Consider the following 26467-nt stretch of genomic DNA (forward strand, 5'->3'; position numbering starts at 1 on the left):
CGGCGGAGTGCAGACAATCAATGTTTACACAGGAGTTGCTCCAGTTCGTTCAGGGACGTGACGGTCCAGGTCGGGTTGATGCCTTCAGGCAGCGCGCGATCGTGCGCATTCAGCCAGCAGGTCGAAAGCCCGGCGTTAATGCCGCCCAGAATGTCGGATTCAGCCGTATCACCAACCATCAGCACGCGCGCACGATCCGGGTTACCCGCTTTTTGCAGCGCGTAATCAAAAATCTTCGCATCGGGCTTCGCCACGCCGACTTCTTCGGAAATCACTAATAAATCAAAATAGTCGCGAAGGCCGGTGCGCTCCAGGCGAATTTGCTGCAAGGCGGTGAAACCGTTGGTGATGATGCCGAGTTTCGCCTGGCCTTTGAGGCTGTTCAGTAATGATACAGCGCCGGGCAGTGGCGCGCAGATTTCGGCCATCGCATTCAGAAATGCGTCGTTAAGCGAACCGGCGGGAACGTTCAGGCGCTCAGACCAGCTCTGAAAGCGCTGGGTCTGCAACTGCAATGCGCTGATGGCACCGTTCTGGTAATCCACCCACAGCGGTTTGTTAACCGATTGATATTCTGCAAAATCCTGATCGGTGAATGTCACGCTATAGTCAAGAAACATCCGTTGTAAGCCACCAAACGCATCAAAGGTAAACAGCGTTTCGTCGGCATCAAAGAGTATCCAGTCCCATTTCATTACATCACCTTTTTAAATTGCTAAAGCCATCACTATCGCGTCTTCACGCCCATTGGCAGTGGGGTAATAGTTACGGCGAATGGTCGCTTCGTTAAAACCTAAACTTTCGTACAGTGCAATAGCGCCAACATTAGAGGCGCGAACTTCCAGCCACAGCGTCAGCACGTCGCGCACTTCCAGTTCATGAATCAGATGTTCCAGCAACTGACGCCCCAGCCCTTTACGCTGCCAGGCCGGATCGACGGCGATGTTAAACAGCGTGGCTTCGTCGAGCACCACCTGGGTAATGGCAAATGCGGCCATTTCATTTCCGACCATCAACCGGTAGTTGAGATAGCGTTCGCCCTGATTGCTGGCCAGCGTTTTTTCGCTCCAGGGGAAGGCATGTGCCCGTGTTTCTATTTGATATGCGCGGGTTAAATCAGCCGTGCTGAGGGAAGAAATCGTGTTCATGTTCGCAGATTTGTTGCCATAACGCGGCGCGAGCCGCAGGGTTTGTGCGTAGCTCATCAACCGTCGGCGTCGCGACCTGAGCGCCTGCCAGCACCTGCTGCGCTTCAACACCCAACCACCAGCTGTTGCACTGGCTTTCGGGCGGTAGCATGGCGACGCGATCCGGCGTCAACTGGAGGACTTGATCTTCTGTTACGGTTAGCGCGCACAGTACGTCGCTGACCAATGGATCGCTCAGCGTCGGCAATGTCGGTGAGATCATCACCAAACGGATATGCGCGGGCAGCGAAATAGCAATTTCCCCCTGCAGCGCCGCCGGGCGTCGCAAGGTCCACTGGGTAATGCCCAGTTGCTGTAATTGCCAGTCGCGTCGGGAAGTCATCGTGAAACACTCCTGTATCAGGCGCGCAAATATAACAAACTCGACGAAATTGCGCCATCAACACGCAGCCAGTAAAGAGGCCGCGCGAAAGATAACGGGCATACACAAAAACATACACACTGCGTCGCGGCGGCAAGGATTAGGCCTCCCAGGGGCTTTCATAAGTAAATGACAGGGCGATTAAGACGCAGCCAACAAAGAGGCAGTTTGAAGGATAACGTGTATAATCGCCGCCTGAATTTAAAGAGGAACCATTCATGTCTGCTTATACCCCGGCAAGTGAAGTCTTGCTGCGCCACAGTGACGATTTCGAACCAAGCCGTATTTTATTTGCCGGCGATTTGCAGGATGACCTGCCCGCTCGCCTGGACACCGCTGAAAGCCGTGCCTGGACGCAACAATTTCATCAGTGGCAGACCTTAAGCCAGCAGATGGGTGAACGCGCCCGTTATAGCCTGGTGGCCGATAGCGAGACCGTCGGCGACAGCGACACGCTTATTTATTACTGGCCGAAAAATAAACCAGAAGCGCAGTTTCAGTTGATGAGCCTGTTATCACTGCTGCCGGTAGGCATCGATATTTTTGTGGTGGGTGAAAACCGTAGCGGTGTGCGCAGTGCCGAGCAGATGCTGGCTGAGTTTTGTCCGCTGAATAAAGTCGATAGCGCCCGCCGCTGTGGGCTATATCACGGCCGCCTTGAGAAGCAACCGACGTTCGATCCGAACAGTTTCTGGGGCGAGTACACGCTGGATAATCTGACGATTAAGACCCTGCCGGGCGTATTTAGCCGCGACGGTCTGGATGTCGGTAGCCAACTTCTGCTGTCGACGTTTACGCCGCATACCAAGGGGAAAGTGTTGGATGTGGGTTGTGGCGCGGGTGTGCTTGCGACGGTACTGGCCAGCCACTCACCAAAAGTGCGCCTGACGCTGTGCGATGTTTCCGCCCCGGCGGTAGAAGCCAGCCGCGCAACGCTTGCGGCGAACGGTATTGAAGGTGATGTTTTCGCCAGCAACGTCTTCTCAGAAGTCACAGGCCGCTTTGATATGATCATCTCCAATCCGCCATTCCATGATGGTTTGCAAACCAGCCAGGAAGCCGCGCAAACATTGATTCGCGGTGCGGTACGCCATCTTAACAGCGGCGGCGAACTGCGCATTGTTGCGAACGCCTTCCTGCCTTACCCGGACGTGCTGGATCAAACGTTTGGTTTCCATGAAGTCATCGCGCAGACAGGTCGATTCAAAGTATACCGTACGGTAATGACGCGCCAGGCGTTAAAGTAACCTGCAGGCCCGGTGGAATCATTCATCGGGCAAATTTCATCCCCTCGTCACGCCGCGTCCATTTTTACAGCGATCAGCCTCAGTCTGTGCAATTAACTATTGACGAAAAGTTGAAAACATCTAGAATGCGCCTCCGTGGTAACGATACTTCAAGAGTATCGATGGTATGCGAAGGTGGCGGAATTGGTAGACGCGCTAGCTTCAGGTGTTAGTGTCCTTACGGACGTGGGGGTTCAAGTCCCCCCCCTCGCACCATAAACCACGTTGATATCGCTCGCACTGTGCGAAGGTGGCGGAATTGGTAGACGCGCTAGCTTCAGGTGTTAGTGTTCTTACGGACGTGGGGGTTCAAGTCCCCCCCTCGCACCAACGAGGCGATATCAAAAAGTAAGATGACTGTGCGAAGGTGGCGGAATTGGTAGACGCGCTAGCTTCAGGTGTTAGTGTCCTTACGGACGTGGGGGTTCAAGTCCCCCCCTCGCACCAGATATCTTATTCTCTCCCTGAATCGCCCCCCTGTTACACCATCATCTTTAAATTCAAGAGCATCAGCATCATTGCGCCAACCAGTGCAACGCCTGAAGGCAATAAAATAAAGTGACGTAAACGCTTATGGTAAAGCATGACGGGTGTCAGTAATAAGCCCAGAAAAATCACCATTCGCCAAGCATTGACTGATAAATCCGCCAACATCAGCACAGCAACAATCACTCCAGGCACAACAATTCCCCAGCCACTTCCCAGCGCTCGCTGCAACATGGTTTCATCTCTCAAAACGATAATGATAACCAATATCATATGACATCTTTTCTCAATTGTCAGCCTGCGGTCATACGGTCGTATGAAGATTACTCATCATCTAATGACAGTCATTCAGGAAGGTGATAAATTAAGCGCTGCTTAAATCTAAATCCAAATCACTAATTTTTCGCAATGACAGTTTCATTGCGTTACTTCTTTCTTCTTTTGACTCATAGCGCAGTAGTATATTGCGGATAAATAACGATTTTTAGGTATGACATTACAAACCTGGCAATCTCTATGTAATAAGAGATATCGATTGTCCCTACGACTCTTTTTACTGCTCAACGCAATCTCAGCTTTGTTCTCTATTGCTCTGCCGCTCTATAATCAGCGCGCGTTCACGTTTCCCGTATGCGCTATCTTCGCGGCGAGCATTGTGCTGCCCGTCTGGCAAAAGTGTTATCCAAAAATAAAAATCAATATCACATTCATCTCCCTTATATTTGGCTGCCTGTGGGCATGGCATGTGATAACCAAAGTCAGGTTACTCAATGACAACGCCTCCACCTACCTGCTTATTGCCTTGTTAAGTGTGCTTTTTATCGGCTCGATCGCTTTTTCAAATAACATTGTCGCCTTTTTGCTGCACTCTTTGCCCGTATTCGTGACATGTCTGTGGTTGAACGAAGGAGAAAGCGCAATCAGGCTTATTTACACCTTTGCGTTGCCAGTGCTGGGGATCTCTATCCAGCATGCGATCCAAAAACGTAATGATAGTTTTGCCCTTGCGCTGATGAACCGCCTGATGCAGGAGCGCAAAACGCTCAACGATCTGAGCATGCTTGACCCGCTAACCGGCCTGTACAACCGTCGAGGTTTGCAACACAAACTCAATAATTTGCTGGCCGTTGATGAGAGCTCGCGTTTCGTCCTGCTGCTCGATATTGATCACTTCAAAGCCTATAACGACCACTACGGCCATATGATGGGCGATCAGGCGCTTATCCGCGTTTCTGCCGCTTTACGCGACGCTGTACGCTCCCGTGATATCGTCGCGCGCTTTGGCGGCGAAGAATTTATGATCCTGCTGAATAATGTCGATGTCGAACAGGCGCGCCTTACCGGAGAGCGCATTCGTCAGAAAGTGTACGATTTAAAAATCCCACATATGTTTAACGAAAGCGTCGCCACGAACGTCACGATCAGCATCGGCATTGCGCCACTTGTCGACCACGATATTGATGCGGCGCTTTCGCTCGCCGATAAAGCGTTATATGAAGCCAAACATTTAGGTCGTAACAACATTCTGGTGAGTGGCGAGCTGCAAGTCGCTTGAGGCGTGGTTGACGCTAACTTTACGATAAAAATGTTGCTATCGATTTTACCTCTAGCTAGGATTGGAAATCATTATCATTTAGATTTTCTATCGGCTGGCGCTATGACCTTTCGCACCGCATCGATCACCGAAAACATTATCTGGCGAAGCCGACTCACTGATGAGCGCGATTCGCTGGCAAATGCCATGCGGGAAACTATCGCCAGCACCCGCGAATATTTGCTCGATTTTATTCGTCTGAATGAACCCGCGCCGTATACGGCAATGACGCTGGCTGAGTGGTCACGCCCTGCGGCATTGCAGTCACTTATCGCGACCTACTCCGATCATATTTACCGCAACCAATTAACGCAGCCGCGTGAAAACAAACCGTTGCTGTCGCTATGGGCGCAGTGGTATCTCGGGTTGCTGGTGCCGCCACTATTATTGACGTTGCTGACGCAAAAAAACGCCATTGACCTCTCCCCGGAACATTTTCATGTCGAGTTTCATGAAACCGGGCGCGCCGCGTGTTTCTGGATTGATGTGCAACGGGATTCTAAGTTGTCGTCATATAACGATGCGCAGCGGATTTTTGCATTAACGACACAGGCGATGCTACCGGTTGTGCAGGCGCTGGAAACCACCGGCGATATCAACGCTAAACTTATCTGGAGCAATACCGGTTATCTGATTAACTGGTGCCTGGGGGAACTCATTCCACAGCTAGGTGAAACGCGTGTCGCCGCGCTTCGCCAGCTTTGCTTTTTTGAAAAGCAGCTCGCGGACGGCAGTGATAACCCTTTGTGGCGCACAGTTGTCCTGCGCGACGGCGCGCTGGTACGTCGTACTTGTTGCCAGCGCTATCGCCTGCCGGATGTTCAGCAGTGCGGTGACTGTACGCTGAAATAAGTAGAGGGCGATAAATCGCCCTCTTCGTTTTTATTCGACACTATCACGCAACCTGCTTATCTTCCTCTGCGCGTTGTGCCTCTTCTGCTTCCTGTTCCAGCAACTGTTTCTCATACACTTTGAAGAACGGGTAGTAAATTACCGCCGAGACACAGGCCAGCAGAACGACAAGAATCGCCGCGCGGAAATCCCAACCTAATGCCCATGCGCCGCCAATCGGCGCTGGCGCGGTCCAGGGCACGACAGAGATAACCCGGCCAATCAGATCCAGTTTCATTGCCGCCCAGGCAATAATCGCGTTAAGAGTCGGAGCCAGCAGGAATGGGATGAAGAACACGGGGTTCATTACAATAGGAGTTCCGAAAATAACCGGCTCGTTGATGTTGAACAAACTGGGTACCACGCTCAGACGTCCAATCGAACGCAAATGCACCGAGCGGCTACGCAAGTAGCAGAACACCAGCCCCATGGTCGCCCCGGATCCGCCAATAACAATGAAGAATGTCCAAAACGCTTCCATAAAGATATGCGGTAACGGCGCACCTTGAGCCAGCGCACTCTGGTTAAGCCCGAGATTCGTTAACCAGAACATCTGCAGCATTCCGGAAACAATCGCCGCGCCATGAATCCCCGCAAACCACAGCAAATGGCCGATGATGACAGCCAGCAAAATCGCAGGCAATGAGTCCGCCGCCGCTACCAGCGGTTTGAACAGCGCCATAATGGCTTGCGGGATTAACATGTTGAACTGCGTCTGGATGAGCAGGCTCAGCGGATAAAGGGTCAGCACCACGACCAAAACCGGGATCAGCAAATCAAAAGAGTTTTTGATCATTGGCGGCACCTGATCTGGCAAACGGATGCCTATATTGTGCGCTTTCAGGAAACGCATCATTTCCACGCAGTAAATCGCCACCAGGATCGCGGTAAAAATACCGGTACCGCCCAGGCTATCCACTGGCAATGTGCCGTTAGTTTTCGGCGCTGCGACCAGTAGAAATGCCATCAACGACAGCATCGCGCACATAAATGGATCCAGCTGATGCGACTTCACATAATGTTTACCGAGGTTGTAAGCAATCGCCGCACAGATATAGATAGACATAATGCCCATCGTCATATCAAAAGGCGTGAGGATCCGCCCTTCATACTGCTTCGCCAGGTCCAGCCATGTACGGGCAAAACCCCAGGTCGTGTCTGGCGAAAAGGGAGGGTAAGCAAACACCAGCAAGAATGAGCCCACAATCATAAACGGCATCGCGGAAATAAAACCGTCGCGAATCGCCATAACATGACGCTGGGAAGAGATGCGTCCGGCTACCGGACTGACATAATTTTCTATAAACCGGAAAATAAGATTAAACGCAGCATGGTTGGCAGACATAGTAGATCTCCTATCAGGCTAACAAAGTAAGCGCATCAGCAACCGTTCTGCCGTGCAGCGATCCATGTTTTTGACGTGAAACCATGCAGGTTTTCGAACCAGCATTACAGCAACGTTGAGTAGGTTTCATAGACGGCTCTTTTTTAATTTTATGAACAGAGGGAAATGACAAAATGAGTATTAACCCGGCTTGTTAACACTGCAACCGGTTACTGTAACCGGTTTCCGCGATTGTGAAGAGGATCGAGAATCTGGCAGTAAGATGTTTGTTATGCCCGGTTATTTACACGCATAACAGGCTTGTGACAGATTAATGGCGGTCATTTGCTGGAGAACATCATGAGTTTGCAGTCCGTGCGGCAGTTCTTTGCCGATAACGCCCCCGACATCGATATTATTGAACTTAACCAAAGCACAGCGACTGTGGCACTGGCCGCCGCCGCGCATAATGTCGAACCAGGTCAAATCGCAAAGACGCTGTCGTTAAAAGTGAAAAACGAAGTGATATTGGTCGTCGCGAAAGGTGATGCTCGCCTTGATAATAAAAAACTAAAAAATACCTTTGGCGCGAAAGCCCGGATGCTAAGCAGTGACGAAGTCGTCACCATTACCGGTCATCCAGTTGGTGGTGTCTGCCCGTTTGGTCTGGAAAACCCGTTACAGGTGTATTGTGACGTGTCGTTAAAGCGCTATCAGGAAGTGTTACCGGCGGCGGGAGCAATTCACAGCGCGATTCGTATTTCCCCCGACAGAATGGCAGAGTTAACCCGCGCGAAATGGATTGATGTGTGTCTGTAGTTGCGTAACAAAGCGCCAGGCAGAACCTGGCGCCAGTTCCCAAAACCCCTTTTACATTAATTCAGACGCGGCGCGCGCGCAGGGCGGCTTCCATGTCAGAATATCCGCCGCATCAAGCAAACCGACATCTGATGTGACCCCCAGCTTTGCCATCGCGTTGAATTTATGCGCCCGAATCGTTTTCACATTACGATCCAGTTGCGATGCAATCTCGGCAACAGAAAAACCCCGCGTCATATAGTTCAGAATTTCCCTTTCTGTCGGGCTGAGCATACGACACTGGCTCACATACCAATGATTAATCATGTTTTCGTTAATGCGCCGCGTTTCACCAAACAACGTAACCAACTCCTCCAGGAGCACAGCAAGTGGCGATGATTTACTCAATATCCCGTGCAACCGTGAGGGTGAAAGATGCCCAACCAGCCGTGCTTCACGGTTATCTCCCGCTAATACTATGCGTTGCATTCCTGGATGAGAAAGGGAGAGTAAATGCAGACACATCAGGCATTCCAGCCGCTCTTTCCGCTGACCAAAAAGGGAATAGATGACGGAAAAAAACGACGTCTGTTTCAGCGCCTGCCGAAACGCCGAATGGTCTTTAAAAAAATAAAATCGATAGTGATTAATAGCAGATTCATCAAATAAATGTCGTAGGCCCTCCCCGCTCATTATGCATTTTTCTATGATGGCAATATTTCCTTTCTTCCTGGTATTTTCCATTCATTATGTTCTCCGTCCGCTGTACCAAAATCCAGCTGTTTCATTCCCTGGCTGCTATTAATCCATGTATACAAATCTGCGTTACTACGTAGTGATAACCGCCGCATTGCGCTATTCTTTTGCGCACTGACTGTCTTATTACTTTTTTTAAGCAGCGTGGCGATTTGATTAATCCCCCACCCTTTTCCGAGGAGACGTAACACTTTTCGCTCAGACAACGTTAACATTGCGTTCGAAAAAGAATTGTCGTTGTGTTTATGCCATCCTGAAGTCAATAAGGTTTGACTAATATTCTCAACATCTTTATGCCCATTACGAATGGCATCAATTACACCCTCGATCGGCTCCACATCCGCAAGCAATGTCGTTTTGGGCTGCATAAGAAGCTCAGCGGCCACAGGGTAGAGGCTGCGCGAGACGAAGAATAACCAGCGTGCGTTATCGCATTGAGGGAACAGTGAATAATATTGCTGGCAGCTTTTTCTTGCATAACGCTGTTCCCCCGATAAATCAGTGATTATCAATCTGGCACATTTCAATTTAAGCGGTGCAACCTCTTCCACTGATGAATAATAATTGAGTGCATATTCTGGGAAATGTCGCTCAAGAATGCCGCCAATCCCGACCCTAAGTACCGGCGTTTTGCTGATGATAATCCCCTGATTGCCGTCTTTCGATAGCATAAACCCTCCGCTTCCATTTTCGCGTTCTATCAACCTTATTTATAAGTATTTACTCAGTTAATACTCATATTACGTAAAGTAGCAACACCATTTTGATGCAGCCACTATAAAATTGGCACAATTTATGAATGGCAATAAATATAATGTACTGAATTATAATATCCACAAGTAGCGTGTCAACATTACACAATGCGCATTAAAACATCCGATACATTATTAATAATAAAATAAGAAATTTAAAATACCCGAACATATAGAGATAAGGGAAAAGCAATTATCTTAAATAATATATAAGATCTTATTAACGCTAACTTCATCATTATTCTCAGCTAAGCAGAAAAAAATCTGCTGTTTCTTTTCCGCTATTACTTCATTCTTAACACGCGATAAGATCCCCTTTTGAACACGAACAAGCGTGATTTAATGCACAATTCTTGATCTTTCTTAGCGCCATCCCGCCCTTGTCCTGTGCTAAAAATAGGCTTTCCGCTCCACCCTTCGTGAGCGCCAGCGCAACAATACCAGGGTAATCATGCAAACAGACCAGTCATCACAGCGGGCCATTACGCGGCTGTGCATTCAGTGTGGCCTTTTTTTGTTACAGCACGGCGCAGAGAGCGCGCTTGTTGAGGAGCTTTCAACGCGTCTGGGGCTGGCGCTGGGCATGGACAGTGTTGAAAGCTCGATTTCTTCCAATGCTATTGTCCTTACAACGATTAAAGATGGAATGTGCCTGACATCGACCCGCAAAAATAGCGATCGCGGCATCAATATGCACGTGGTGACCGAAGTTCAGCATATTGTCATTCTCGCTGAACATAAGTTATTGGATTGCAAAGACGTCGAGAAGCGCTTCGCTCAAGTCAAACCCTTACGCTACCCGCGCTGGCTGGTCACGCTGATGGTGGGTCTCTCTTGCGCCTGCTTTTGCAAGCTCAATAATGGTGGCTGGGATGGTGCTTTTATAACTTTTTGCGCCAGTAGTGTCGCAATGTATGTCCGCCTGGTTCTGGCGGGTCACCACTTACATCCGCAAATCAACTTTTGTATCACTGCCTTTGTCGCCACGACAGTATCCGGCCTGATGCTAACGCTGCCCGTTTTTCTGCAATCATCCACCGTCGCGATGGCCGCCAGCGTTTTGCTTTTAGTACCGGGGTTTCCGCTGATTAATTCGGTTGCCGATATGTTTAAAGGGCATATCAATACGGGGCTTGCGCGCTGGGCTATCGCCAGCTTATTAACGCTTGCCACCTGTATTGGGGTGGTAATGTCAATGACACTATGGGGGTTACGCGGATGGATGTGATTTTGTTCATCCTGGCGCTGGCACAGGATATGTTACTGGCGGCCATCCCTGCCGTTGGCTTTGCCATGGTGTTTAACGTGCCGCACCGCGCTCTGCCTTGGTGCGCACTGCTTGGGGCGATTGGTCATGGTTCGCGCTTCGCCATGGTGCACTGGGGATTCAACATCGAATGGTCAACCTTTGCCGCCTCAATGCTGGTCGGCTCGATTGGCATTCACTGGTCACGCTGGTATCTGGCGCACCCGAAAGTCTTTACCGTAGCAGCGGTGATCCCGATGTTTCCGGGCATTTCCGCTTATACCGCGATGATTTCGGCGGTCAAGATCGGCCATTTTGGCTACAGCGAAGAACTGATGATTTTGCTATTAACGAATTTCCTGAAAGCATCGTCGATTGTCGGCGCACTCTCTATCGGCCTGTCGATTCCTGGGCTGTGGATTTACCGCAAACGCCCCGCGTATAAGGTCAGTTCTTCCGCCACGGAATTCCGCCTCAAATGAAGCGCGAATTCCGTGGTGGTAATGTTGTCACAAAGGCTTACTGCCATTGCGTAACGTGCTGCGTAATCCCATGATGCAACTGGAATTTTCCCCAAAATAGCGACTTACCAAACACAGTAAACAATGTTCATTTTCACGTGATCGATAACATTTGCGCCTTCGCAATTTTTTGCAAAAGCCCCGGTTCTGGTTACGAAGCGCCACTATCGTGATGAAAGGACGGCAAATTCTCGCGCACATGCCTTTTTGTAAAAAATAACTTGCAATAAAATCGCGCACTATCTATATTCAATCCCATGAAGAAGACATCGACTCCAACCGCGAATGCGCAGCTCGCGTTAGATAACCAGTTTTGTTTTGCACTTTACTCAACAAATCTGGCGCTGCATAAGCTCTACCGGCAGCTACTGGCACCGATGAATCTCACCTACCCGCAATATCTGGTGATGCTGGTGCTGTGGGAGAAAGATGACGTCACGGTGTCAGAAATTGGCGAGCGCCTGTACCTCGACTCCGCCACGCTGACGCCGCTGCTGAAGCGTCTGGAAAGCGCCGGGCTGATTCGTCGTCAACGTTCACGCCAGGATGAACGCCAGGTGGTGATCACCTTAAGCGAAAGCGGACGTGAACTGCAGCAGCAAGCGACGTCGATTCCGGAAGCAATCGGCTGTGCAATGGCTTGTGATAGCGCAACGCTTGCCGATATCAAGCAGCAACTGGAACGGCTTCGCCAACAGTTTCAACGGGCATAAGCTCCCTTTGCAGGGAGTTTATTTCCAGCAACAAAATAGCACGCTACTTTATAGCAAACACTATAGATAATAAGGAACCTGCCATGTCTTTAGAAAAAGTTGTTTATACAGCCAAAGCCAAAGCAACCGGAGGCCGCGATGGCCGCGCAACCTCTTCCGACGGCGTACTGGATGTCAAACTGGGCGTGCCGAAAGAGATGGGTGGCGCTGGTGGCGAAGTCACTAACCCGGAACAGCTGTTTGCTGCGGGTTATTCCGCTTGCTTCCTCGGCGCAATGAAATTTGTCGCCGGTCGCGACAAAATCAGCATGCCAAAAGAGGCTTTTATTGAAGGTGAAGTCGGTATCGGCCCTTTGCCGACCGGCTTTGGTATTGAAGCCAAACTGAATATCTATCTGCCGGGAATGGACGCCGCTGAAGCCAAAAAACTGGTTGATGCCGCGCATATTGTTTGCCCTTACTCAAACGCCACTCGCGGCAACATCGACGTTACGCTGAATATCATTGCCTGACAAAAAAAGCCCATATTTTGGTCAATGACAAGCCGGGGAAACCCGGCTTTTTCATGCTGTACTGCCCTTTGTGCTCACTGTGTTACTATGTGTGATTATGCCTGTGTGAAAAAACCGCAGTGCACCGTATCCGTAGTAATCCTGTTTGAGAACGCGTTATGTCTTCCAAAATCCTGACGCCGAATGTCATTGGCATTGATGAATTTATGCGCGATCCTGCCTGCGTGCTGGCACGCACGGAAGGCGGTGCCATCGCCGTTTTTGCCAATAATAGCCCCGCGTTTTACGCTATTACGCCGCAGCGCCTTGAACAGCTTCTGGCGCTTGAAGCACAGCTTGCGCGCCCGATGAGCGATATTTCGCTCGATGCACAATTTTATGAAGAACCAGCCGCTACGCCGGTAAATGTGCCAATGGGCAAATTCGCCATGTACGCGGGCTGGCAGCCGGATGCTGACTTTCAGCGCCTGGCGGCGATGTGGGGCATTGCGCTGGCACATCCCGCCACGCCGGAAGAGCTGGCCTCATTCGTGGCTTACTGGCAAGCAGAAGGCAAAGTTTTCCATCACGTCCAGTGGCAGCAAAAACTGGCGCGCAGCCTGCAAATGGGCCGTAGCAGCCAGAACGGCACGACAAAGCGGGATATTAACGCCCTGTCCGAACCGGATAATCAAATCCCACCAGGTTTTAGAGGATAACGATGAAAAACGTCGGCGAATTGATGAAGCGACTGCAAAAAATGATGCCTGCCAACACCGAGCCTGCTTTTAAAACCGGCGAAGAGTTGATGGCCTGGCAGAAGCAACAAGGCGAAATCCGTTCGGCGGCGCTGGAGCGCGAAAATCGCGCCATGAAAATGCAGCGCACCTTCAACCGTTCCGGCATTCGTCCCCTGCACCAGAACTGCTCTTTCGATAATTATCGTGTTGAGACAGAAGGCCAAATGCGAGCGCTGAGCCAGGCACGGCAATATGTGGAAGAGTTCGACGGTAACATCGCCAGTTTTATCTTCTCTGGCAAACCGGGAACCGGCAAAAACCATCTGGCTGCGGCTATCTGTAATGAACTGCTGTTGCGCGGTAAATCGGTGCTGATCATTACCGTTGCCGACATTATGTCGGCCATGAAAGAGACTTTTGGCAACAAAGAAAACAGCGAAGAGCAGTTGCTCAATGACTTAAGCAGCGTTGATCTGCTGGTGATTGATGAAATCGGCATGCAGACGGAATCCCGCTACGAAAAAGTGATTATCAATCAGATTGTTGATCGCCGCTCTTCGTCCAAACGCCCGACAGGCATGCTGACCAACAGTAACCTGGAAGAGATGAATAAGCTGTTGGGCGAACGCGTGATGGACAGGATGCGCCTCGGCAACAGCCTGTGGGTGATCTTCAACTGGGAGAGTTACCGCAGCCGCGTCACCGGTAAAGAGTATTGAGAGTTTTCCCATCCGTGGCGCGCCCGCGCCCGGGTGTATACTGACCGCCTTCGTTGACATCAGGATCCGCACGACATGAAATTCACCCAACGCCTGCTTTGCAGCGCCACTCTCGGTAGCGCACTGCTCACCGGCTTCGCGCAAGCCGCCTCCTGGCAGGACACGCTTTCCAGCGCCGCCAGCGAACTCAGCCAGAAATCGACTACATCTCAATCCCAGCAAGGAGGCCTTTCACTCTCCTCCCTGACGGGTCTGCTTAATGGTGGCAACCAGGCGCTCAGCGCTGACACCATGAACAATGCGGCGGGCGTGATGAGCTGGTGTGCAAAAAACAAGCTCTCCAGCCTGACCAACACCGAAAATGTGAAAAACCAGGTACTGGATAAACTGGGGCTGGGTGCCGCTCAGCAGAAACAAGACACCAATTATCTGGAGGGTATTCAGGGCATGCTGAACACTAAAAACGGTGAACAGCTGAATCTGAGCAACATCGGTAGTACGCCGCTGGCGGAAAAAGTGAAATCCAAAGCCTGCGATATCGTCCTCAAGCAGGGCGTTAACTTCCTCTCCTGATATCCCGCCGCGTTCAGTCAGAACGCGGCTTTATCCTCCCCGCTTTACCGAAACGCCGCCAGTGCGACGGCTATCACTATTACGCCTTTCTAAACCAATTCTGAATAAGCCCGCTAAAAAGTGACACTACAATTGCAGATATGTGACATGAACATTAAATTATACGCCCTGTTACAAAAATTCATGGCCAGCAATATGTCTGGCGTTGATGAGGAATAACGGTTGTCCGAGTTGCTCTCTATCGCGCTGTTTCTTGCCTCTGTGGCTATCTATGCCTGGAAAGCGGGCCGTAATACCTGGTGGTTTAGCGCCACCCTGCTGGTGCTGGGTCTGTTTGTCATCCTGAATATCACACTTTACGCCAGCAACTATTTTACCGGCGACGGCATCAACGACGCGGTGTTATACACCCTGACCAACAGCCTGACAGGCGCGGGGGTCGGCAAATATATGCTTCCCGGCGCGGGGTTAGTGTTAGCGCTGGTGGCGGTGTTTTGCGCGCTCGGCTGGGTGCTGCGCCGTCGTCGCCATCTGCCGCACCATTTCGGCTATAGCTTACTTGCACTCGCACTGGCGCTCGGTTCGGTAGACGCCAGCCCGGCGTTCCGCCAGATTACCGAGCTGGTTAAATCACAGACCCGCGAAGGCGATCCTGATTTCGCCACCTTTTATAAAGTGCCGGCAAAGCAGATCCCCAACCCCAAACTGAACCTCGTCTACATCTACGGTGAAAGCCTTGAGCGCACCTATTTTAACGAGGAGGCGTTCCCCGGACTGACGCCGGAACTTGGCGCGCTTAAAGAAGAAGGTATTGATTTTAGCCATACCGAACAGCTACCCGGCACCGATTACACCATCGCCGGCATGGTCTCTTCGCAGTGCGGCATTCCACTGTTCGCGCCGTTCGAAGGCAACGCGTCGGCCTCCGTTTCCAGCTTCTTTCCGCAGAATCTTTGCCTTGGCGATATCCTGAAAAACTCCGGCTACGAAAACCATTTCGTACAGGGCGCTAACCTGCGTTTCGCCGGGAAAGATGTGTTTTTAAAATCCCACGGCTTTGATTACCTGACCGGTGCACAAGAGCTGAAAAACGAGGTCGCGGACCCGCATTACCGTAACGACTGGGGTTTTTATGACGATACGGTGCTGGATAAAGTATGGAAACAGTACGAGGAACTCTCCCGTTCCGGTAAACGCTTTTCGCTGTTTGCGCTGACGGTGGATACCCACCACCCGGACGGTTTTATCTCTCGCGGCTGCGAACGCAAAAGCTACGCTTACGATGGCAAGCCGAACCAGTCATTTAGCGCGGTAACCTGCAGCCAGCAAAATATCGCCGCGCTTATCAACAAAATCAAAGCGTCGCCGTGGTTTAAAGACACGGTGATCGTGGTGTCGTCGGATCACCTGGCGATGAATAATACCGCGTGGAAATACCTCAACAAGCACGATCGCAGCAACCTGTTCTTTGTGCTGCGCGGCGATGAACCGCAACAGGATATTTCCGGTATTAAGCGCAGCACCCTCGATAACGGCGCAACCGTGCTGGATATTCTCGGCGGCGATAATTTCCTCGGTCTTGGTCGCAGCAGCCTCTCCGGGCAGTCGCTTTCGGGCATTTTCCTCAATATGAAAGCGAAAATGCTGGCGTGGAAACCGGACATTATCCGGCTGTGGAATTTCCCGAAAGAGATGAAAGAGTTCACCATCGACACGAATAAACAGATGGTGGCGTTCTCTGGCAGCCAGTTCCGTTTGCCGCTGCTGGTGCGGGTATCAGATAAAGTCGAGCCGCTGCCAGAAAGCGAATATTCCGCACCGTTGCGCTTCCAGTTGGCGGATTTCGCCCCACGCGATAACTTCGTCTGGATCGACCAATGCTACAAAATGGCGCGTTTATGGTCGCCCGAACTGGCGCTTTCCACAGACTGGTGCGTCTCGCAGGGGCAACTGGGCGGCGAACAGCAAGTCCAGCGTGTCGACAACGCGCAGTGGAAAGGGAAAACCGCGTTTAAACAGACGGTGATCAGCAGCGATCGCTACCAGAAAAACGTTGATACCCTGAAGATCCTCGACGATAGCATTCGCTACAAAGCCGACAGTTTTGTCTTTAACGTGGCGGGCGCGCCGGAAGAGGTAAAACAGTTCAGCGGTATCTCCCGCCCGGAAAGCTGGGGGCGCTGGTCGAATGCCAATCTGGGTGAAGAAGTGGCGATCGAATATAACCAACCGCTGCCGGAACAGTTCGAGTTGGTGATCACCGCCAAAGCCTTTGGCCCGAATGCTAACCGGCCGATTCCAGTGCGTGTTGGCGATCAGCAACAAACGCTGACGCTGGGTAATGAGCTCAGCACCACCACGCTGCACTTTAGCAATCCGTCGCACAGCAACCGGCTGGTCATCGTGCCGCCGGAGCCGCAATCGACCAACGAAGGCAATATCCTTGGTCATTCGCCACGCAAACTGGGTGTCGGTCTGGTGGAAATCAAAGTGGTGAGCCGGGAAGGCTGACCGCTACAGTTCCGCTTTCATTTCGTACTGGCTGATAGCCATGGTGGCGTAGCCCGCGCGCTGGAACAGAGATGAAAAACGCTCTGGCACTGCTACGGTGGTGCCAAGCGCCGGAAAATGCTGATTCAGCGCCTGCAGCAACTCGCAGGCAAACCCTTTGCGCCGGTATTCTGACTCCACATACATAAACCGCAGCAGGGGCTTATCACCAAGAGTGGAAACCAGTGCATAAGCATGTTTACGGTACTCGAACGCCCGCGCGGGCAGCGATACCGCAGTGAGCGGATCCACCTGCCACGGCAGCCGGTCATGGCATTCACTTATGGCGCTGCGCACCACTTCCAACGGATCGCGCTCCTGTAACGTGCAGTTCTCTTCAGCCACATCGGCGCGTCCCTGGTAGCCAAACAGTGGCTGAATGGTGGCAAACCCCAGCGCATGATAAAGGGCGATACCGGCATGATTATCGCTCATCACTTCCAGCCACATCTGGCGAACACCTTTGGTTCGCAGTGCTGCCATCAACGGTGGCAATATTTGTCTGCCCACGCCCTGGCCGCGAAATTGCGGGCAAATCGCAAAGGCTGCCAGCCGGGCGCAATCGCCACGTCGGGCGATCAACGCCACTGCGGCAGGCGTATCGCCTGCCAGCCAGACGCAGGAATCGACGAGGTTTAACCCTTCGGCAAGAAAGCGTTGTGCAAAAACATCGGGCGGCAGGGAAAACGGTACGCGGTAGCCTTCAAAACAGGCACCGGTGATAGTGGTCAGCGCTTCGCAACTATAGTGGATGGCAGGAACAGCGACGAGGTTCATAAGGCTTCTCCGCGACATGATGCAATGAGCATAGCACGGAGAAGCGGGAGAAAATGCGCCCCGACGGGCAGGGCGCGAATATCGATTAGAAGGTTTCCCAGTTCTCGCCCGCGTCGGTCGCGGCTTTACGCGGCAGGGCGGTTGCAGGTTCCGCTTTAACGAAACTGGTTGGCGTTGAGCCAGCGTTTTTACGCTGATCCTGCATGATGCGGAACACGGAAACGGCCTGCGTCAGGCGGCTGGCTTGTTCTTCCAGCGCGGCTGCAGCGGCGGCAGACTCTTCCACCAGCGAGGCGTTCTGCTGGGTAACGCGATCCATTTCAGAGACCGCCAGACCAACCTGGTCAATGCCGCGGCTCTGCTCATCAGAAGCAGAGGCAATTTCGCCCATGATATCGGTCACACGGGTAACGGCGTTGACGATCTCATCCATGGTTTCACCGGCGCTTTCCACCAGCGTCGACCCCACTTCAACGCGGCCAACAGAGTCTTCAATCAGGCTCTTGATCTCGCGAGCGGCCTGGGCGCTGCGCTGCGCCAGGTTACGTACTTCACCGGCAACCACGGCAAAACCGCGACCCTGTTCACCCGCACGCGCTGCTTCGACAGCCGCGTTAAGCGCCAGGATGTTAGTCTGGAAGGCAATGCCGTCGATCACGCTGATAATGTCAGCGATTTTCTGCGAACTGGCGGTAATGTCGCGCATTGTCTGCACCACGTTATCCACCACTTTACCGCCTTTTTGCGCGGTTTCAGACGCGCTCAGCGCCAGGTGGCTTGCCTGGCGGGCGTTTTCGGCGTTCTGTTTCACCGTAGCGGTCAGCTCTTCCATGCTGGCGGCAGTCTCTTCCAGAGAAGCAGCCTGCTGTTCCGTACGGGAAGAAAGGTCGTTGTTACCCACAGAAATTTCGCTGGCACCACTGTAAATGGCGTTTGCACCGTTACGCACATCGCTAACAGTACGCACCAGTTCGCTTTGCATATGGCGCAGACTCTCAGCCAGCACGCCCATTTCATTGGAACCCTGCACTTCAATGCGCTGCACCAGATCGCCACCGGCAATATGGCGAATGTTGTCGATCAAATGGTTGAGCGGCTTAATCAGCGCCCCTTTGATCCCCACCCAGACACAGACAATCACCGCCAGTACCACGAGCAGTACGGTGATAATCACCCACACCGCAGAACCGTAGGAGCTTTCGCTGTCGCGAACCGCTTGTTCATACAGGCTATCGTTCTGCTGCAAGTAGTTAACGTATTGTTTCTCAAAACCATCCTGATAGCTCTGAGTCGGCTGGTCGAAGAAGTCATTGATTTTGCCAGCGCCCAGCAACTGGATCAGCTCCGCCAGCGCGTTGTGATAGATATCGTAGTTACGTTTGATCTCTGCTGCGGCTTCTTCGCTCTGGCGCGGATCGCGCGGCAGCGCCTGGTAAGCATTCCAGTTCGCTTCCGCCTGTTTCAGCGAGGTGCTGGCAATCTGCATCAGATCGTTAACGGTCGCGCCGCTGCCGATATTGTTCTGATCCATCATGTAGCGAATACCCGCGCGGTTCAGGGTATTACGGGTTTGCAGTAGCGCAACCCAGCTAGCATTCAGCGTGGATTGCTGCTGGCGAATGGTTTGTAAAACGTTGAAGTTTTCTTTGTCCTGTTTCAGCGCGTTAAAGAACAAGCCGCCGGAAGTGAGTTGTAACAAGCCAAATAATGCCAATACCAGCAACAAACTGGTCACAAGTTTAATACGAGTCAACATGTTTTCTCTTTCCCTATAGGTCGATACTAGTTTTTCGGCCTGGCATAGGAAAACTTTATGGTTTAACGTGCTATATTTTCGCCAGTTATATATGGATTACAACCCAGCTAAATTCTCTCCATCCCTTGCCAGACAAGGGTTTAGCGTGACGTGCATCACAGTTCCCCCTGCGTTTTTCTGCCCTCAAAACCGCTTATGACGCATCCGTTACCGCTCACCGCCTTTTTCCAACCACTCAGTCAAATCGCTGCCGATTCGCGCGCGTAATTTGCCATCATAAATGCCAGCATTTCAGCCAATTGAACCATTCCAAATTCCATTCACTATTTCTGCTAAAACCAGGCCTGAATATGGATACTAAAAAACTACTCAAGCACATACCCTGGGCCATCCTCGGGATAATCGGTGCTTTTTGTTTATCCGTCGTCGCACTACGCCGGGGCGAGCATGTCAGCGCGCTGTGGATCGTGGTTGCGTCCGTTTCCGTTTACCTTGTGGCCTACCGCTACTACAGCCTTTACATCGCCCAGAAGGTGATGAAACTCGATCCAACCCGTTCCACACCGGCGGTCATCAATAACGACGGCCTCAACTATGTGCCGACCAACCGCTACGTGCTGTTTGGTCACCACTTTGCCGCAATTGCCGGCGCAGGCCCGCTGGTTGGCCCGGTATTGGCCGCACAAATGGGTTATCTGCCGGGCACGCTGTGGCTGTTGGCGGGCGTGGTGCTGGCCGGTGCGGTGCAGGACTTTATGGTGCTGTTTATCTCTTCCCGCCGTAACGGCGCCTCTCTCGGTGAGATGGTGAAAGAAGAGATGGGCCGCGTACCAGGCACTATCGCGCTGTTTGGCTGCTTCCTGATTATGATCATCATCCTCGCGGTGCTGGCGCTGATTGTGGTGAAAGCGCTGGCGGAAAGCCCGTGGGGTGTGTTCACTGTCTGCTCCACCGTGCCGATTGCCCTGTTTATGGGTATTTATATGCGCTTCCTGCGCCCGGGACGTGTAGGCGAAGTGTCAGTTATCGGTATTGTGCTGCTGGTGGCGTCCATCTGGTTTGGCGGCGTTATCGCGCACGATCCTTACTGGGGACCAGCGCTGACCTTTAAAGACACCACCATTACCTTTGCACTGGTGGGTTACGCCTTTGTCTCTGCGCTGCTGCCGGTATGGCTGATCCTTGCCCCGCGCGACTACCTGGCGACTTTCCTGAAAATCGGCGTGATCGTCGGTCTGGCGCTGGGCATCGTGATCCTCAACCCGGAACTGAAAATGCCTGCGGTCACGCAGTACATTGACGGTACGGGCCCACTGTGGAAAGGTGCATTGTTCCCGTTCCTGTTTATTACCATCGCCTGCGGCGCGGTATCTGGCTTCCATGCCCTGATCGCGTCCGGTACCACGCCGAAACTGCTGGCTAACGAAACCGACGCACGCTTTATCGGTTACGGCGCAATGCTGATGGAATCCTTCGTTGCAGTGATGGCGCTGGTTGCCGCGTCCATTATCGAACCGGGTCTCTACTTCGCCATGAATACCCCGCCGGCTGGTCTTGGCATTACCATGCCAAACCTGCATGAGCTGGGTGGTGATAACGCGCCGATGATTCTGGCGCAGCTGAAAGATGTCACCGCGCACGCAGCGGCGACCGTCAGTTCCTGGGGCTTTGTGATTTCGCCGGAGCAGATCCTGCAAACCGCGAAAGATATCGGCGAACCGTCGGTACTGAACCGCGCCGGTGGCGCGCCGACATTGGCTGTCGGTATCGCGCATGTGTTCCACAAAATTATCCCGATGGCGGACATGGGCTTCTGGTACCACTTCGGTATTCTGTTTGAAGCGCTGTTTATCCTTACCGCGCTGGATGCCGGTACGCGTGCGGGCCGCTTTATGCTGCAAGACTTGCTGGGTAACTTTGTGCCGTTCCTGAAGAAAACCGACTCGCTGGTTGCCGGCGTCATTGGTACAGCGGGCTGCGTGGGTCTGTGGGGTTATCTGTTGTATCAAGGCGTAGTTGATCCGCTGGGCGGCGTGAAAAGCCTGTGGCCGTTGTTCGGTATCTCTAACCAGATGCTCGCAGCCGTCGCGCTGATGCTGGGTACCGTGGTGCTGGTGAAAATGCAGCGTACCAAATACATCTGGGTCACCGTGGTTCCTGCCATGTGGCTGCTGCTGTGTACCACCTGGGCGCTGGGTCTGAAACTGTTCAGCACCAATCCTCAACTGGAAGGCTTCCTGTATATGGCTAACCAGTACAAAGAGAAGATTGCCGCTGGTGGCGGTGATCTGACCGCGCAGCAGATTGCCAACATGAACCATATCGTGGTGAACAACTACACCAACGCAGGGTTGAGCATTCTGTTCCTGGTGGTGGTGTACAGCATCATCTTCTACGGCATCAAAACCTGGCTGCAGGTGCGCAACAACACTGTGCGTACCGACAAAGAAACACCGTATGTGCCAGTGCCGGAAGGCGGTGTGAAAACCTCTTCACACCACTAATTGCGTCACAATTAGCCCCACGACAGTGGGGCTAACTTTTACAGAGACAAACCATGTTTGGTAACTTAGGCGAAGCAAAAAAGTACCTCGGTCAGGCGGCAAAGATGCTGATTGGCATCCCGGACTATGACAACTACGTTGATCATATGAAAACCAACCATCCGGATAAGCCATACATGACTTACGAAGAGTTCTTCCGCGAACGCCAGCAAGCGCGTTACGGCGGAGATGGCAAGGGCGGAGTCCGCTGTTGCTAAAGGAGAATCTATGACCCCGATTGCAGTAACCCTGTTGACCGGCTTCCTCGGCGCCGGCAAAACCACCCTCTTACGCCATATCCTCAATGAGCAACACGGCTACAAAATTGCCGTTATCGAAAATGAGTTCGGCGAAGTTTCTGTTGATGATCAATTGATTGGCGATCGCGCCACACAAATCAAAACCCTCACCAATGGCTGTATTTGCTGTAGCCGATCTAATGAACTGGAAGATGCTTTGCTGGATCTGCTCGACAGCCTCGATCGCGGTGACATCGCCTTTGATCGGCTGGTGATTGAGTGCACCGGCATGGCCGATCCGGGGCCGATTATTCAGACCTTTTTCTCCCATGAGATCCTCTGCCAGCGCTATCTGCTGGATGGCGTCATCGCGCTGGTTGATGCGGTACATGCCGATGAGCAGATGAATCAGTTCACGCTGGCACAGTCGCAAGTGGGCTACGCCGACCGTATTCTGCTGACCAAAACAGATGTCGCAGGCGAGTGCGAAAAACTGCGCGAACGCCTGAGCCGCATCAACGCCCGCGCGCCAATTTACACCGTGACGCACGGCGATATCGAGCTGGCGCAGTTGTTTGATACCAATGGTTTTATGCTGGAAGAGAACGTGGTGGCGGCAAAACCGCGCTTCCATTTTATCGCCGACAAACAGAACGACATTAACTCGCTGGTGGTCGAGCTGGATTACCCGGTAGATATCAGCGACGTCTCCCGCGTGATGGAAAACCTGTTGCTGAGCTTTGCCGACAAACTGCTGCGTTATAAAGGCATGTTGTGGATCGACGGTGAGCCAAACCGCCTGCTGTTTCAGGGCGTGCAGCGCCTTTACAGCGCCGACTGGGATCGCCCGTGGGGCGACGAAACACCGCACAGCACGCTGGTATTTATTGGCGTACAGCTACCAGAAGACGAGATCAGAGCCGCGTTTGCGGGTTTGAAGAGATAACAAAGGCCACCCGCAGGTGGCCTGCTCATCATTTTTTGTTTTGCAAATCGCGCATCATCGCTTCGCGTAAAATTGCGTTGAGCCGGGTCTGATACCCTTTTCCTGGCCGCTTCAGCCATTCCATAACATCCGCATCAATACGCACCGATGCCTGCGTTTTTAAAGGGCGGAAAAATTTACCGCGAACCGCATCTGCCCAAAGCGCCTCTTCCGTCGCAGGAATATCGCTGTAATCAATCTCATCGTCTGGTTTATCTGCCAGTGCTTGAAGTTCAGCTTCACGCTGCTTATTGAGCACAGGCATCTCGCCCTGCTTATGTTTAACCATGCTCATAACGGCTCCTCTCCTTTCTGTCAGCCTTACGCGCGCTGATAATACGAACGACCTCGTGCCCACTTTCAAAACGAATAGTATGCGCGACCAAAATAATGACCACGCCATGAACCAGCCCGAGGGTTTGCCAACGATATTCGCCGTTTTCAAACCTGTCTTGTATCGACAGATGTTGCGGATCATCAAAAACCAATACGGCATCTTCAAAGCGGATACCGTGCTTGCGCAGATTGCTAATCGCTTTTGTTGCGTCCCATTCGAACTCCATATCACGTTTCTCATCCTTGAGTGTACATACATAAAAGTATATACAAAATTGTCATGCAATGTCTGTTTTATTCCGTACCGGGAGGATTTCCTCTCCCTTGTGGGAGAGGAAAAAGGGAAAGGAGATAAGGGAAGATTACTGTCGTACTACCACCAGTTTCTGATTCACAAACTCTTTGATGCCCAAATCAGACAGCTCGCGGCCAAACCCGGAGCGTTTCACCCCGCCGAATGGCAACTCTGCGGCGGTATCCGTCAGCCAGTTGATATAGACCATGCCGGTTTCAATGCGTGAAGCCATCTGTCTGGCGCGCTGGATATTGCGGCTGAAGATCGCCCCGCCAAGGCCGTAGTGTGAATCATTGGCCAAGCGTACCGCTTCGTCATCATTATTCACCACATAAATTTGCGCCACCGGGCCAAAGAACTCTTCAAAATAGGCCGGGTTGTCGCGCGTGATATGGGTCAAAATAGTCGGTTCGAAGAAGTTGCCTTCGCTGTTAGCCGGTTTGCCACCAAAGTGCAGTTTAGCCCCGTTTTGTACCGCTTCACTCACCTGTTGGCTCAGGGTATCAAGCGCCTCTTTCGAGGAGAGCGGGCCAAGCGTGGTGCTTTCATCCAGCGGGTCGCCCAGCTTCACCTGCCTAAAGGCGTCGGTGAATTTTCGCAGGAACTGATCGGCAATATCCTGATGGACAAGAAAACGTTTCGCGGCAGTACAAACCTGCCCGGCGTTCGCCAGACGCGCTTGCACGCCCGTCTCCACCGCTTTTTCCAGATCCGCATCGTCCAGCACGATAAATACGTCATTACCGCCCAGTTCCAGCGTCGATTTCTTGATGTGTTTCGCCGCTTGCGCCGCCACCGCGCTACCGGCTTTTTCCGATCCGGTCAACGCCGCACCCTGTACGCGCGTATCGGCAATGATCGCGGAAACCTGATCGGAAGAGATAAACAGATTCGTCCACGCACCTTCCGGCGCGCCCGCTTCGCGCACCAGCTGCGCAAAGGTTTCGGCGCACTGCGGCACAATGCTGGCATGTTTACAGATAACCGGGTTACCGGCTGCGAGATTCGGCGCCAGTACACGCATCAACTGGTAATAAGGGAAATTCCAGGGTTCCACCGCCATAATCACGCCGATTGGATGATGCTCCACCCACGCTTCTCCCAGCGCCGTTTCATATTTCACGGGCGCAAGGAATTGTTTCGCGTTATCCGCGTAGTAGCGGGCGATCTGCGCGCAAATCTTCACTTCGCTGCGGCTCTGCTCAATCAACTTCCCCATCTCCCGACTGGCGATTTTCGCCAGGTCTTCCTGCTGGTTTTCCAGCAAGTCGGCGAGTCTATGCAGTATCGGCAGCCGCTGTGCGATATCTCCTTTTGCCCAGGAAGAGTGATATAGCGCGTCCGCCTGGCGCAGCGCGACCTCAATATCGGCGTCGCTGTGGTTCGCATACTCTTTAACGAGTTGGTTGTTAAAAGGATTCACTGTCTGGTAAGCCATATTGGTCTCCTTATTTACCGCTTAGGATAATAAGGGTAGTAAAAATGACCGGATCTGAAAGTAAAGTTGGGTATATACAGACCTTTCTGACGCAAAGAACAAAAATAAATATTAATTTAATAAATGACATTAGCATTAAAACAATAGAAGTGTTAGTTATAATAAAATTCGACCACTATCCTTTTATTTCTTCGAGAGTTATTGCATTATTGCTCGCGTTATTTACCTGTGAGTTTTATTGTTATCCCCTAGAGCTATACTCGGGCTCCTGGCGCGGTGAGATTGTGTTACCAGCACATCCGTAGCAGGTGAACATGAATGTTACGCCTGGCTATTATTATCTCTGCAAAATAATCTACCAGAGGTATTTAATTGATACTCTGACTACATTGAGCACTATTATTCAAACTATTAAACATGGATAACGATCACGGCAAATACCATGAGACGTTTATTTTTATCGATGTCAAAAATTAATAAATAATCGCCACCACGATGTTATTCCGAATCGGCAGATAAAACGCACCCTACATCTGTTCTATGCTTAAAAAGAGCAATTAACAGGAGGAAACATGAGCATTCGCGGCATCGATCATATTGGTATCACCGTCCCGGATATTGAAGGGGCAACCCGTTTTCTGATTGACGCGTTGGGCGCAGAGCTGATTTATCAATCCGTCGCGCCAGAAGATAAAAATATTGATAGCGAGGCGCAGCAAAAAACGTTGCGCCTCGTGCCGGGTACGACGATCACATCCATACGCATGCTCAAACTTCAGCACGGCCCCGGTATCGAACTCTTCGAAATGCACGGGCCAGAACAGCGCGAGCCGCTGCGGGCCAGCGATTTTGGTCTGCAACATTTTGCGGTCTACACCGAGGGCATCGATGCTGCGCTGCAACGCTTTAAAGCTGCGGGCGGCATGGTGTTTACCACGCCGCAACCGCTAGGTTTTCCCACCGAGAAAGGCGCAGGCAACTGCTTTTGCTATGGCCGCACGCCCTGGGGCAGCATCGTCGAGTTTATTACCTGGCCCACGCCAATGCCCTATGAACAGGAAACCACGCTTCGCCGCTGGAAGCCATGAC

Annotated in this window: 28 protein-coding genes and 3 tRNA genes; 19 read left to right on the forward strand and 12 right to left on the reverse strand. The window is 52.0% G+C overall.

The annotated features are described in order from the left end of the window. Positions 1-17 precede the first annotated feature (17 nt). From yjjG to C813_RS42590, 3 genes are read right to left on the reverse strand one after another with little or no spacing between them, the layout of a single operon-like run. Positions 18-695, reverse strand: a complete 678-nt coding sequence (gene yjjG / locus C813_RS42580; protein WP_017457834.1) for a pyrimidine 5'-nucleotidase — start codon at positions 693-695, stop codon at positions 18-20. Between the two features lie 12 nt (positions 696-707). Then, on the reverse strand, positions 708-1148 hold the full coding sequence (gene rimI / locus C813_RS42585) for a ribosomal protein S18-alanine N-acetyltransferase (protein WP_017457833.1): 441 nt from the start codon (positions 1146-1148) through the stop codon (positions 708-710). Beyond that, a complete protein-coding gene (locus C813_RS42590; protein ID WP_017457832.1) occupies positions 1117-1530 on the reverse strand; it encodes a DNA polymerase III subunit psi in 414 nt (137 codons plus the stop codon). Before C813_RS42590 ends, rimI begins: the two co-directional genes overlap by 32 nt. 257 nt (positions 1531-1787) lie before the next feature. On the opposite strand from C813_RS42590, the gene rsmC reads away from it, so the two are divergent. From rsmC to C813_RS42610, 4 genes are all read left to right on the forward strand, one after another. Further along, the gene (gene rsmC / locus C813_RS42595; protein WP_017457831.1) at positions 1788-2816 is read left to right on the forward strand and encodes a 16S rRNA (guanine(1207)-N(2))-methyltransferase RsmC; all 1029 of its coding nucleotides are present in this window, start codon (positions 1788-1790) and stop codon (positions 2814-2816) included. Positions 2817-2984: 168 nt separating this feature from the next. Further along, positions 2985-3071: transfer RNA gene (locus C813_RS42600), tRNA-Leu, on the forward strand. 28 nt (positions 3072-3099) lie between these two features. After that, positions 3100-3185 (forward strand) — tRNA-Leu (locus C813_RS42605). 31 nt (positions 3186-3216) lie between these two features. Then, positions 3217-3302: transfer RNA gene (locus tag C813_RS42610), tRNA-Leu, on the forward strand. Positions 3303-3335: 33 nt separating this feature from the next. Here the strand turns inward: C813_RS42610 and C813_RS42615 are convergent. After that, complete coding sequence (locus tag C813_RS42615; RefSeq protein WP_017457830.1) at positions 3336-3614, reverse strand: DUF1435 domain-containing protein; 279 nt, start codon at positions 3612-3614, stop codon at positions 3336-3338. 217 nt (positions 3615-3831) lie between these two features. Between C813_RS42615 and C813_RS42620 the strand changes: the two genes are divergently transcribed. Beyond that, positions 3832-4896: a GGDEF domain-containing protein gene (locus C813_RS42620; RefSeq protein ID WP_017457829.1), complete on the forward strand. Its 1065-nt coding sequence runs from the start codon at positions 3832-3834 to the stop codon at positions 4894-4896. 102 nt (positions 4897-4998) lie between these two features. Beyond that, positions 4999-5787, forward strand: coding sequence for a siderophore-iron reductase FhuF (fhuF, locus tag C813_RS42625; protein ID WP_017457828.1), 789 nt, complete (start codon positions 4999-5001; stop codon positions 5785-5787). Between the two features lie 43 nt (positions 5788-5830). Here the strand turns inward: fhuF and C813_RS42630 are convergent, their stop codons facing one another. Next, positions 5831-7171 carry a PTS cellobiose transporter subunit IIC gene (locus C813_RS42630; RefSeq protein WP_017457827.1) on the reverse strand — a complete coding sequence of 447 codons (1341 nt, stop codon included), beginning with the start codon at positions 7169-7171 and terminating at the stop codon, positions 5831-5833. Between the two features lie 339 nt (positions 7172-7510). Between C813_RS42630 and C813_RS42635 the strand changes: the two genes are divergently transcribed. Continuing rightward, on the forward strand, positions 7511-7969 hold the full coding sequence (locus C813_RS42635) for a YbaK/EbsC family protein (protein WP_017457826.1): 459 nt from the start codon (positions 7511-7513) through the stop codon (positions 7967-7969). A 51-nt stretch (positions 7970-8020) separates the two neighbouring features. Here the strand turns inward: C813_RS42635 and bglJ are convergent, their stop codons facing one another. Together bglJ and C813_RS42645 are read right to left on the reverse strand one after the other, a co-directional pair. Then, positions 8021-8641: a DNA-binding transcriptional activator BglJ gene (gene bglJ, locus C813_RS42640; RefSeq protein ID WP_017457825.1), complete on the reverse strand. Its 621-nt coding sequence runs from the start codon at positions 8639-8641 to the stop codon at positions 8021-8023. 11 nt (positions 8642-8652) lie between these two features. Continuing rightward, positions 8653-9375, reverse strand: coding sequence for a response regulator transcription factor (locus tag C813_RS42645; protein WP_017457824.1), 723 nt, complete (start codon positions 9373-9375; stop codon positions 8653-8655). 532 nt (positions 9376-9907) lie between these two features. Here C813_RS42645 and C813_RS42650 point away from each other — a divergent pair. From C813_RS42650 to opgB, 8 genes are all read left to right on the forward strand, one after another. Further along, positions 9908-10684: a threonine/serine exporter family protein gene (locus C813_RS42650; protein WP_017457823.1), complete on the forward strand. Its 777-nt coding sequence runs from the start codon at positions 9908-9910 to the stop codon at positions 10682-10684. Beyond that, positions 10675-11184, forward strand: a complete 510-nt coding sequence (locus C813_RS42655; protein ID WP_025263735.1) for a threonine/serine exporter — start codon at positions 10675-10677, stop codon at positions 11182-11184. Before C813_RS42650 ends, C813_RS42655 begins: the two co-directional genes overlap by 10 nt. 296 nt (positions 11185-11480) lie before the next feature. Beyond that, a complete protein-coding gene (locus C813_RS42660; protein ID WP_017457821.1) occupies positions 11481-11936 on the forward strand; it encodes a MarR family winged helix-turn-helix transcriptional regulator in 456 nt (151 codons plus the stop codon). A gap of 83 nt (positions 11937-12019) precedes the next feature. Further along, a complete protein-coding gene (locus tag C813_RS42665; protein WP_017457820.1) occupies positions 12020-12448 on the forward strand; it encodes an organic hydroperoxide resistance protein in 429 nt (142 codons plus the stop codon). A gap of 158 nt (positions 12449-12606) precedes the next feature. Beyond that, a complete protein-coding gene (gene dnaT, locus C813_RS42670) occupies positions 12607-13146 on the forward strand; it encodes a primosomal protein DnaT (RefSeq protein WP_017457819.1) in 540 nt (179 codons plus the stop codon). Between the two features lie 2 nt (positions 13147-13148). Continuing rightward, positions 13149-13886, forward strand: coding sequence for a DNA replication protein DnaC (dnaC, locus tag C813_RS42675; protein WP_017457818.1), 738 nt, complete (start codon positions 13149-13151; stop codon positions 13884-13886). Between the two features lie 75 nt (positions 13887-13961). Further along, positions 13962-14459 carry a DUF2501 domain-containing protein gene (locus C813_RS42680; RefSeq protein WP_017457817.1) on the forward strand — a complete coding sequence of 166 codons (498 nt, stop codon included), beginning with the start codon at positions 13962-13964 and terminating at the stop codon, positions 14457-14459. A 222-nt stretch (positions 14460-14681) separates the two neighbouring features. Continuing rightward, complete coding sequence (opgB, locus tag C813_RS42685; RefSeq protein WP_017457816.1) at positions 14682-16970, forward strand: phosphatidylglycerol--membrane-oligosaccharide glycerophosphotransferase; 2289 nt, start codon at positions 14682-14684, stop codon at positions 16968-16970. Positions 16971-16973: 3 nt separating this feature from the next. Here the strand turns inward: opgB and C813_RS42690 are convergent, their stop codons facing one another. Continuing rightward, positions 16974-17786, reverse strand: coding sequence for a GNAT family N-acetyltransferase (locus C813_RS42690; protein WP_017457815.1), 813 nt, complete (start codon positions 17784-17786; stop codon positions 16974-16976). Positions 17787-17871: 85 nt separating this feature from the next. Then, on the reverse strand, positions 17872-19542 hold the full coding sequence (tsr, locus tag C813_RS42695) for a methyl-accepting chemotaxis protein (RefSeq protein ID WP_017457814.1): 1671 nt from the start codon (positions 19540-19542) through the stop codon (positions 17872-17874). Between the two features lie 350 nt (positions 19543-19892). On the opposite strand from tsr, the gene C813_RS42700 reads away from it, so the two are divergent. Genes C813_RS42700 through yjiA form a run of 3 tightly spaced genes read left to right on the forward strand, consistent with a single transcriptional unit; the run spans position 19893 to position 23270 of the window. Next, positions 19893-22046: a carbon starvation CstA family protein gene (locus tag C813_RS42700; protein ID WP_017457813.1), complete on the forward strand. Its 2154-nt coding sequence runs from the start codon at positions 19893-19895 to the stop codon at positions 22044-22046. A gap of 53 nt (positions 22047-22099) precedes the next feature. After that, positions 22100-22303, forward strand: a complete 204-nt coding sequence (locus C813_RS42705) for a YbdD/YjiX family protein (RefSeq protein WP_007373011.1) — start codon at positions 22100-22102, stop codon at positions 22301-22303. A gap of 10 nt (positions 22304-22313) precedes the next feature. Beyond that, positions 22314-23270, forward strand: coding sequence for a GTPase (gene yjiA, locus C813_RS42710; RefSeq protein WP_017457812.1), 957 nt, complete (start codon positions 22314-22316; stop codon positions 23268-23270). 28 nt (positions 23271-23298) lie between these two features. Here yjiA and C813_RS42715 read toward each other — a convergent pair whose 3' ends face one another. From C813_RS42715 to C813_RS42725, 3 genes are all read right to left on the reverse strand, one after another. Continuing rightward, positions 23299-23604, reverse strand: coding sequence for a BrnA antitoxin family protein (locus C813_RS42715; protein WP_017457811.1), 306 nt, complete (start codon positions 23602-23604; stop codon positions 23299-23301). Continuing rightward, positions 23591-23872 (reverse strand): BrnT family toxin, encoded by a 282-nt coding sequence (locus C813_RS42720; protein ID WP_017457810.1) that lies wholly within the window; start codon positions 23870-23872, stop codon positions 23591-23593. Before C813_RS42720 ends, C813_RS42715 begins: the two co-directional genes overlap by 14 nt. 135 nt (positions 23873-24007) lie before the next feature. Next, positions 24008-25378, reverse strand: coding sequence for an NAD-dependent succinate-semialdehyde dehydrogenase (locus C813_RS42725; protein WP_017457809.1), 1371 nt, complete (start codon positions 25376-25378; stop codon positions 24008-24010). A gap of 572 nt (positions 25379-25950) precedes the next feature. Here C813_RS42725 and C813_RS42730 point away from each other — a divergent pair. Continuing rightward, positions 25951-26466 (forward strand): VOC family protein, encoded by a 516-nt coding sequence (locus tag C813_RS42730; RefSeq protein ID WP_017457808.1) that lies wholly within the window; start codon positions 25951-25953, stop codon positions 26464-26466. Position 26467: the final 1 nt, after the last annotated feature.

The organism is Kosakonia sacchari SP1 (assembly GCF_000300455.3).
GTDB classification, from domain to species: Bacteria; Pseudomonadota; Gammaproteobacteria; order Enterobacterales; family Enterobacteriaceae; genus Kosakonia; species Kosakonia sacchari.

Excerpts from the sequence above, each read along its gene's own strand:
- yjjG (WP_017457834.1), bottom strand. The coding sequence starts at position 695 with ATGAAATGGGACTGGATACTCTTTGATGCCGACGAAACGCTGTTTACC.
- rimI (WP_017457833.1), bottom strand. The coding sequence starts at position 1,148 with ATGAACACGATTTCTTCCCTCAGCACGGCTGATTTAACCCGCGCATAT.
- C813_RS42590 (WP_017457832.1), bottom strand. The coding sequence starts at position 1,530 with ATGACTTCCCGACGCGACTGGCAATTACAGCAACTGGGCATTACCCAG.
- rsmC (WP_017457831.1), top strand. The coding sequence starts at position 1,788 with ATGTCTGCTTATACCCCGGCAAGTGAAGTCTTGCTGCGCCACAGTGAC.
- C813_RS42615 (WP_017457830.1), bottom strand. The coding sequence starts at position 3,614 with ATGATATTGGTTATCATTATCGTTTTGAGAGATGAAACCATGTTGCAG.
- C813_RS42620 (WP_017457829.1), top strand. The coding sequence starts at position 3,832 with ATGACATTACAAACCTGGCAATCTCTATGTAATAAGAGATATCGATTG.
- fhuF (WP_017457828.1), top strand. The coding sequence starts at position 4,999 with ATGACCTTTCGCACCGCATCGATCACCGAAAACATTATCTGGCGAAGC.
- C813_RS42630 (WP_017457827.1), bottom strand. The coding sequence starts at position 7,171 with ATGTCTGCCAACCATGCTGCGTTTAATCTTATTTTCCGGTTTATAGAA.
- C813_RS42635 (WP_017457826.1), top strand. The coding sequence starts at position 7,511 with ATGAGTTTGCAGTCCGTGCGGCAGTTCTTTGCCGATAACGCCCCCGAC.
- bglJ (WP_017457825.1), bottom strand. The coding sequence starts at position 8,641 with ATGAGCGGGGAGGGCCTACGACATTTATTTGATGAATCTGCTATTAAT.
- C813_RS42645 (WP_017457824.1), bottom strand. The coding sequence starts at position 9,375 with ATGCTATCGAAAGACGGCAATCAGGGGATTATCATCAGCAAAACGCCG.
- C813_RS42650 (WP_017457823.1), top strand. The coding sequence starts at position 9,908 with ATGCAAACAGACCAGTCATCACAGCGGGCCATTACGCGGCTGTGCATT.
- C813_RS42655 (WP_025263735.1), top strand. The coding sequence starts at position 10,675 with ATGGATGTGATTTTGTTCATCCTGGCGCTGGCACAGGATATGTTACTG.
- C813_RS42660 (WP_017457821.1), top strand. The coding sequence starts at position 11,481 with ATGAAGAAGACATCGACTCCAACCGCGAATGCGCAGCTCGCGTTAGAT.
- C813_RS42665 (WP_017457820.1), top strand. The coding sequence starts at position 12,020 with ATGTCTTTAGAAAAAGTTGTTTATACAGCCAAAGCCAAAGCAACCGGA.
- dnaT (WP_017457819.1), top strand. The coding sequence starts at position 12,607 with ATGTCTTCCAAAATCCTGACGCCGAATGTCATTGGCATTGATGAATTT.
- dnaC (WP_017457818.1), top strand. The coding sequence starts at position 13,149 with ATGAAAAACGTCGGCGAATTGATGAAGCGACTGCAAAAAATGATGCCT.
- C813_RS42680 (WP_017457817.1), top strand. The coding sequence starts at position 13,962 with ATGAAATTCACCCAACGCCTGCTTTGCAGCGCCACTCTCGGTAGCGCA.
- C813_RS42690 (WP_017457815.1), bottom strand. The coding sequence starts at position 17,786 with ATGAACCTCGTCGCTGTTCCTGCCATCCACTATAGTTGCGAAGCGCTG.
- tsr (WP_017457814.1), bottom strand. The coding sequence starts at position 19,542 with ATGTTGACTCGTATTAAACTTGTGACCAGTTTGTTGCTGGTATTGGCA.
- C813_RS42700 (WP_017457813.1), top strand. The coding sequence starts at position 19,893 with ATGGATACTAAAAAACTACTCAAGCACATACCCTGGGCCATCCTCGGG.
- C813_RS42705 (WP_007373011.1), top strand. The coding sequence starts at position 22,100 with ATGTTTGGTAACTTAGGCGAAGCAAAAAAGTACCTCGGTCAGGCGGCA.
- yjiA (WP_017457812.1), top strand. The coding sequence starts at position 22,314 with ATGACCCCGATTGCAGTAACCCTGTTGACCGGCTTCCTCGGCGCCGGC.
- C813_RS42715 (WP_017457811.1), bottom strand. The coding sequence starts at position 23,604 with ATGAGCATGGTTAAACATAAGCAGGGCGAGATGCCTGTGCTCAATAAG.
- C813_RS42720 (WP_017457810.1), bottom strand. The coding sequence starts at position 23,872 with ATGGAGTTCGAATGGGACGCAACAAAAGCGATTAGCAATCTGCGCAAG.
- C813_RS42725 (WP_017457809.1), bottom strand. The coding sequence starts at position 25,378 with ATGGCTTACCAGACAGTGAATCCTTTTAACAACCAACTCGTTAAAGAG.
- C813_RS42730 (WP_017457808.1), top strand. The coding sequence starts at position 25,951 with ATGAGCATTCGCGGCATCGATCATATTGGTATCACCGTCCCGGATATT.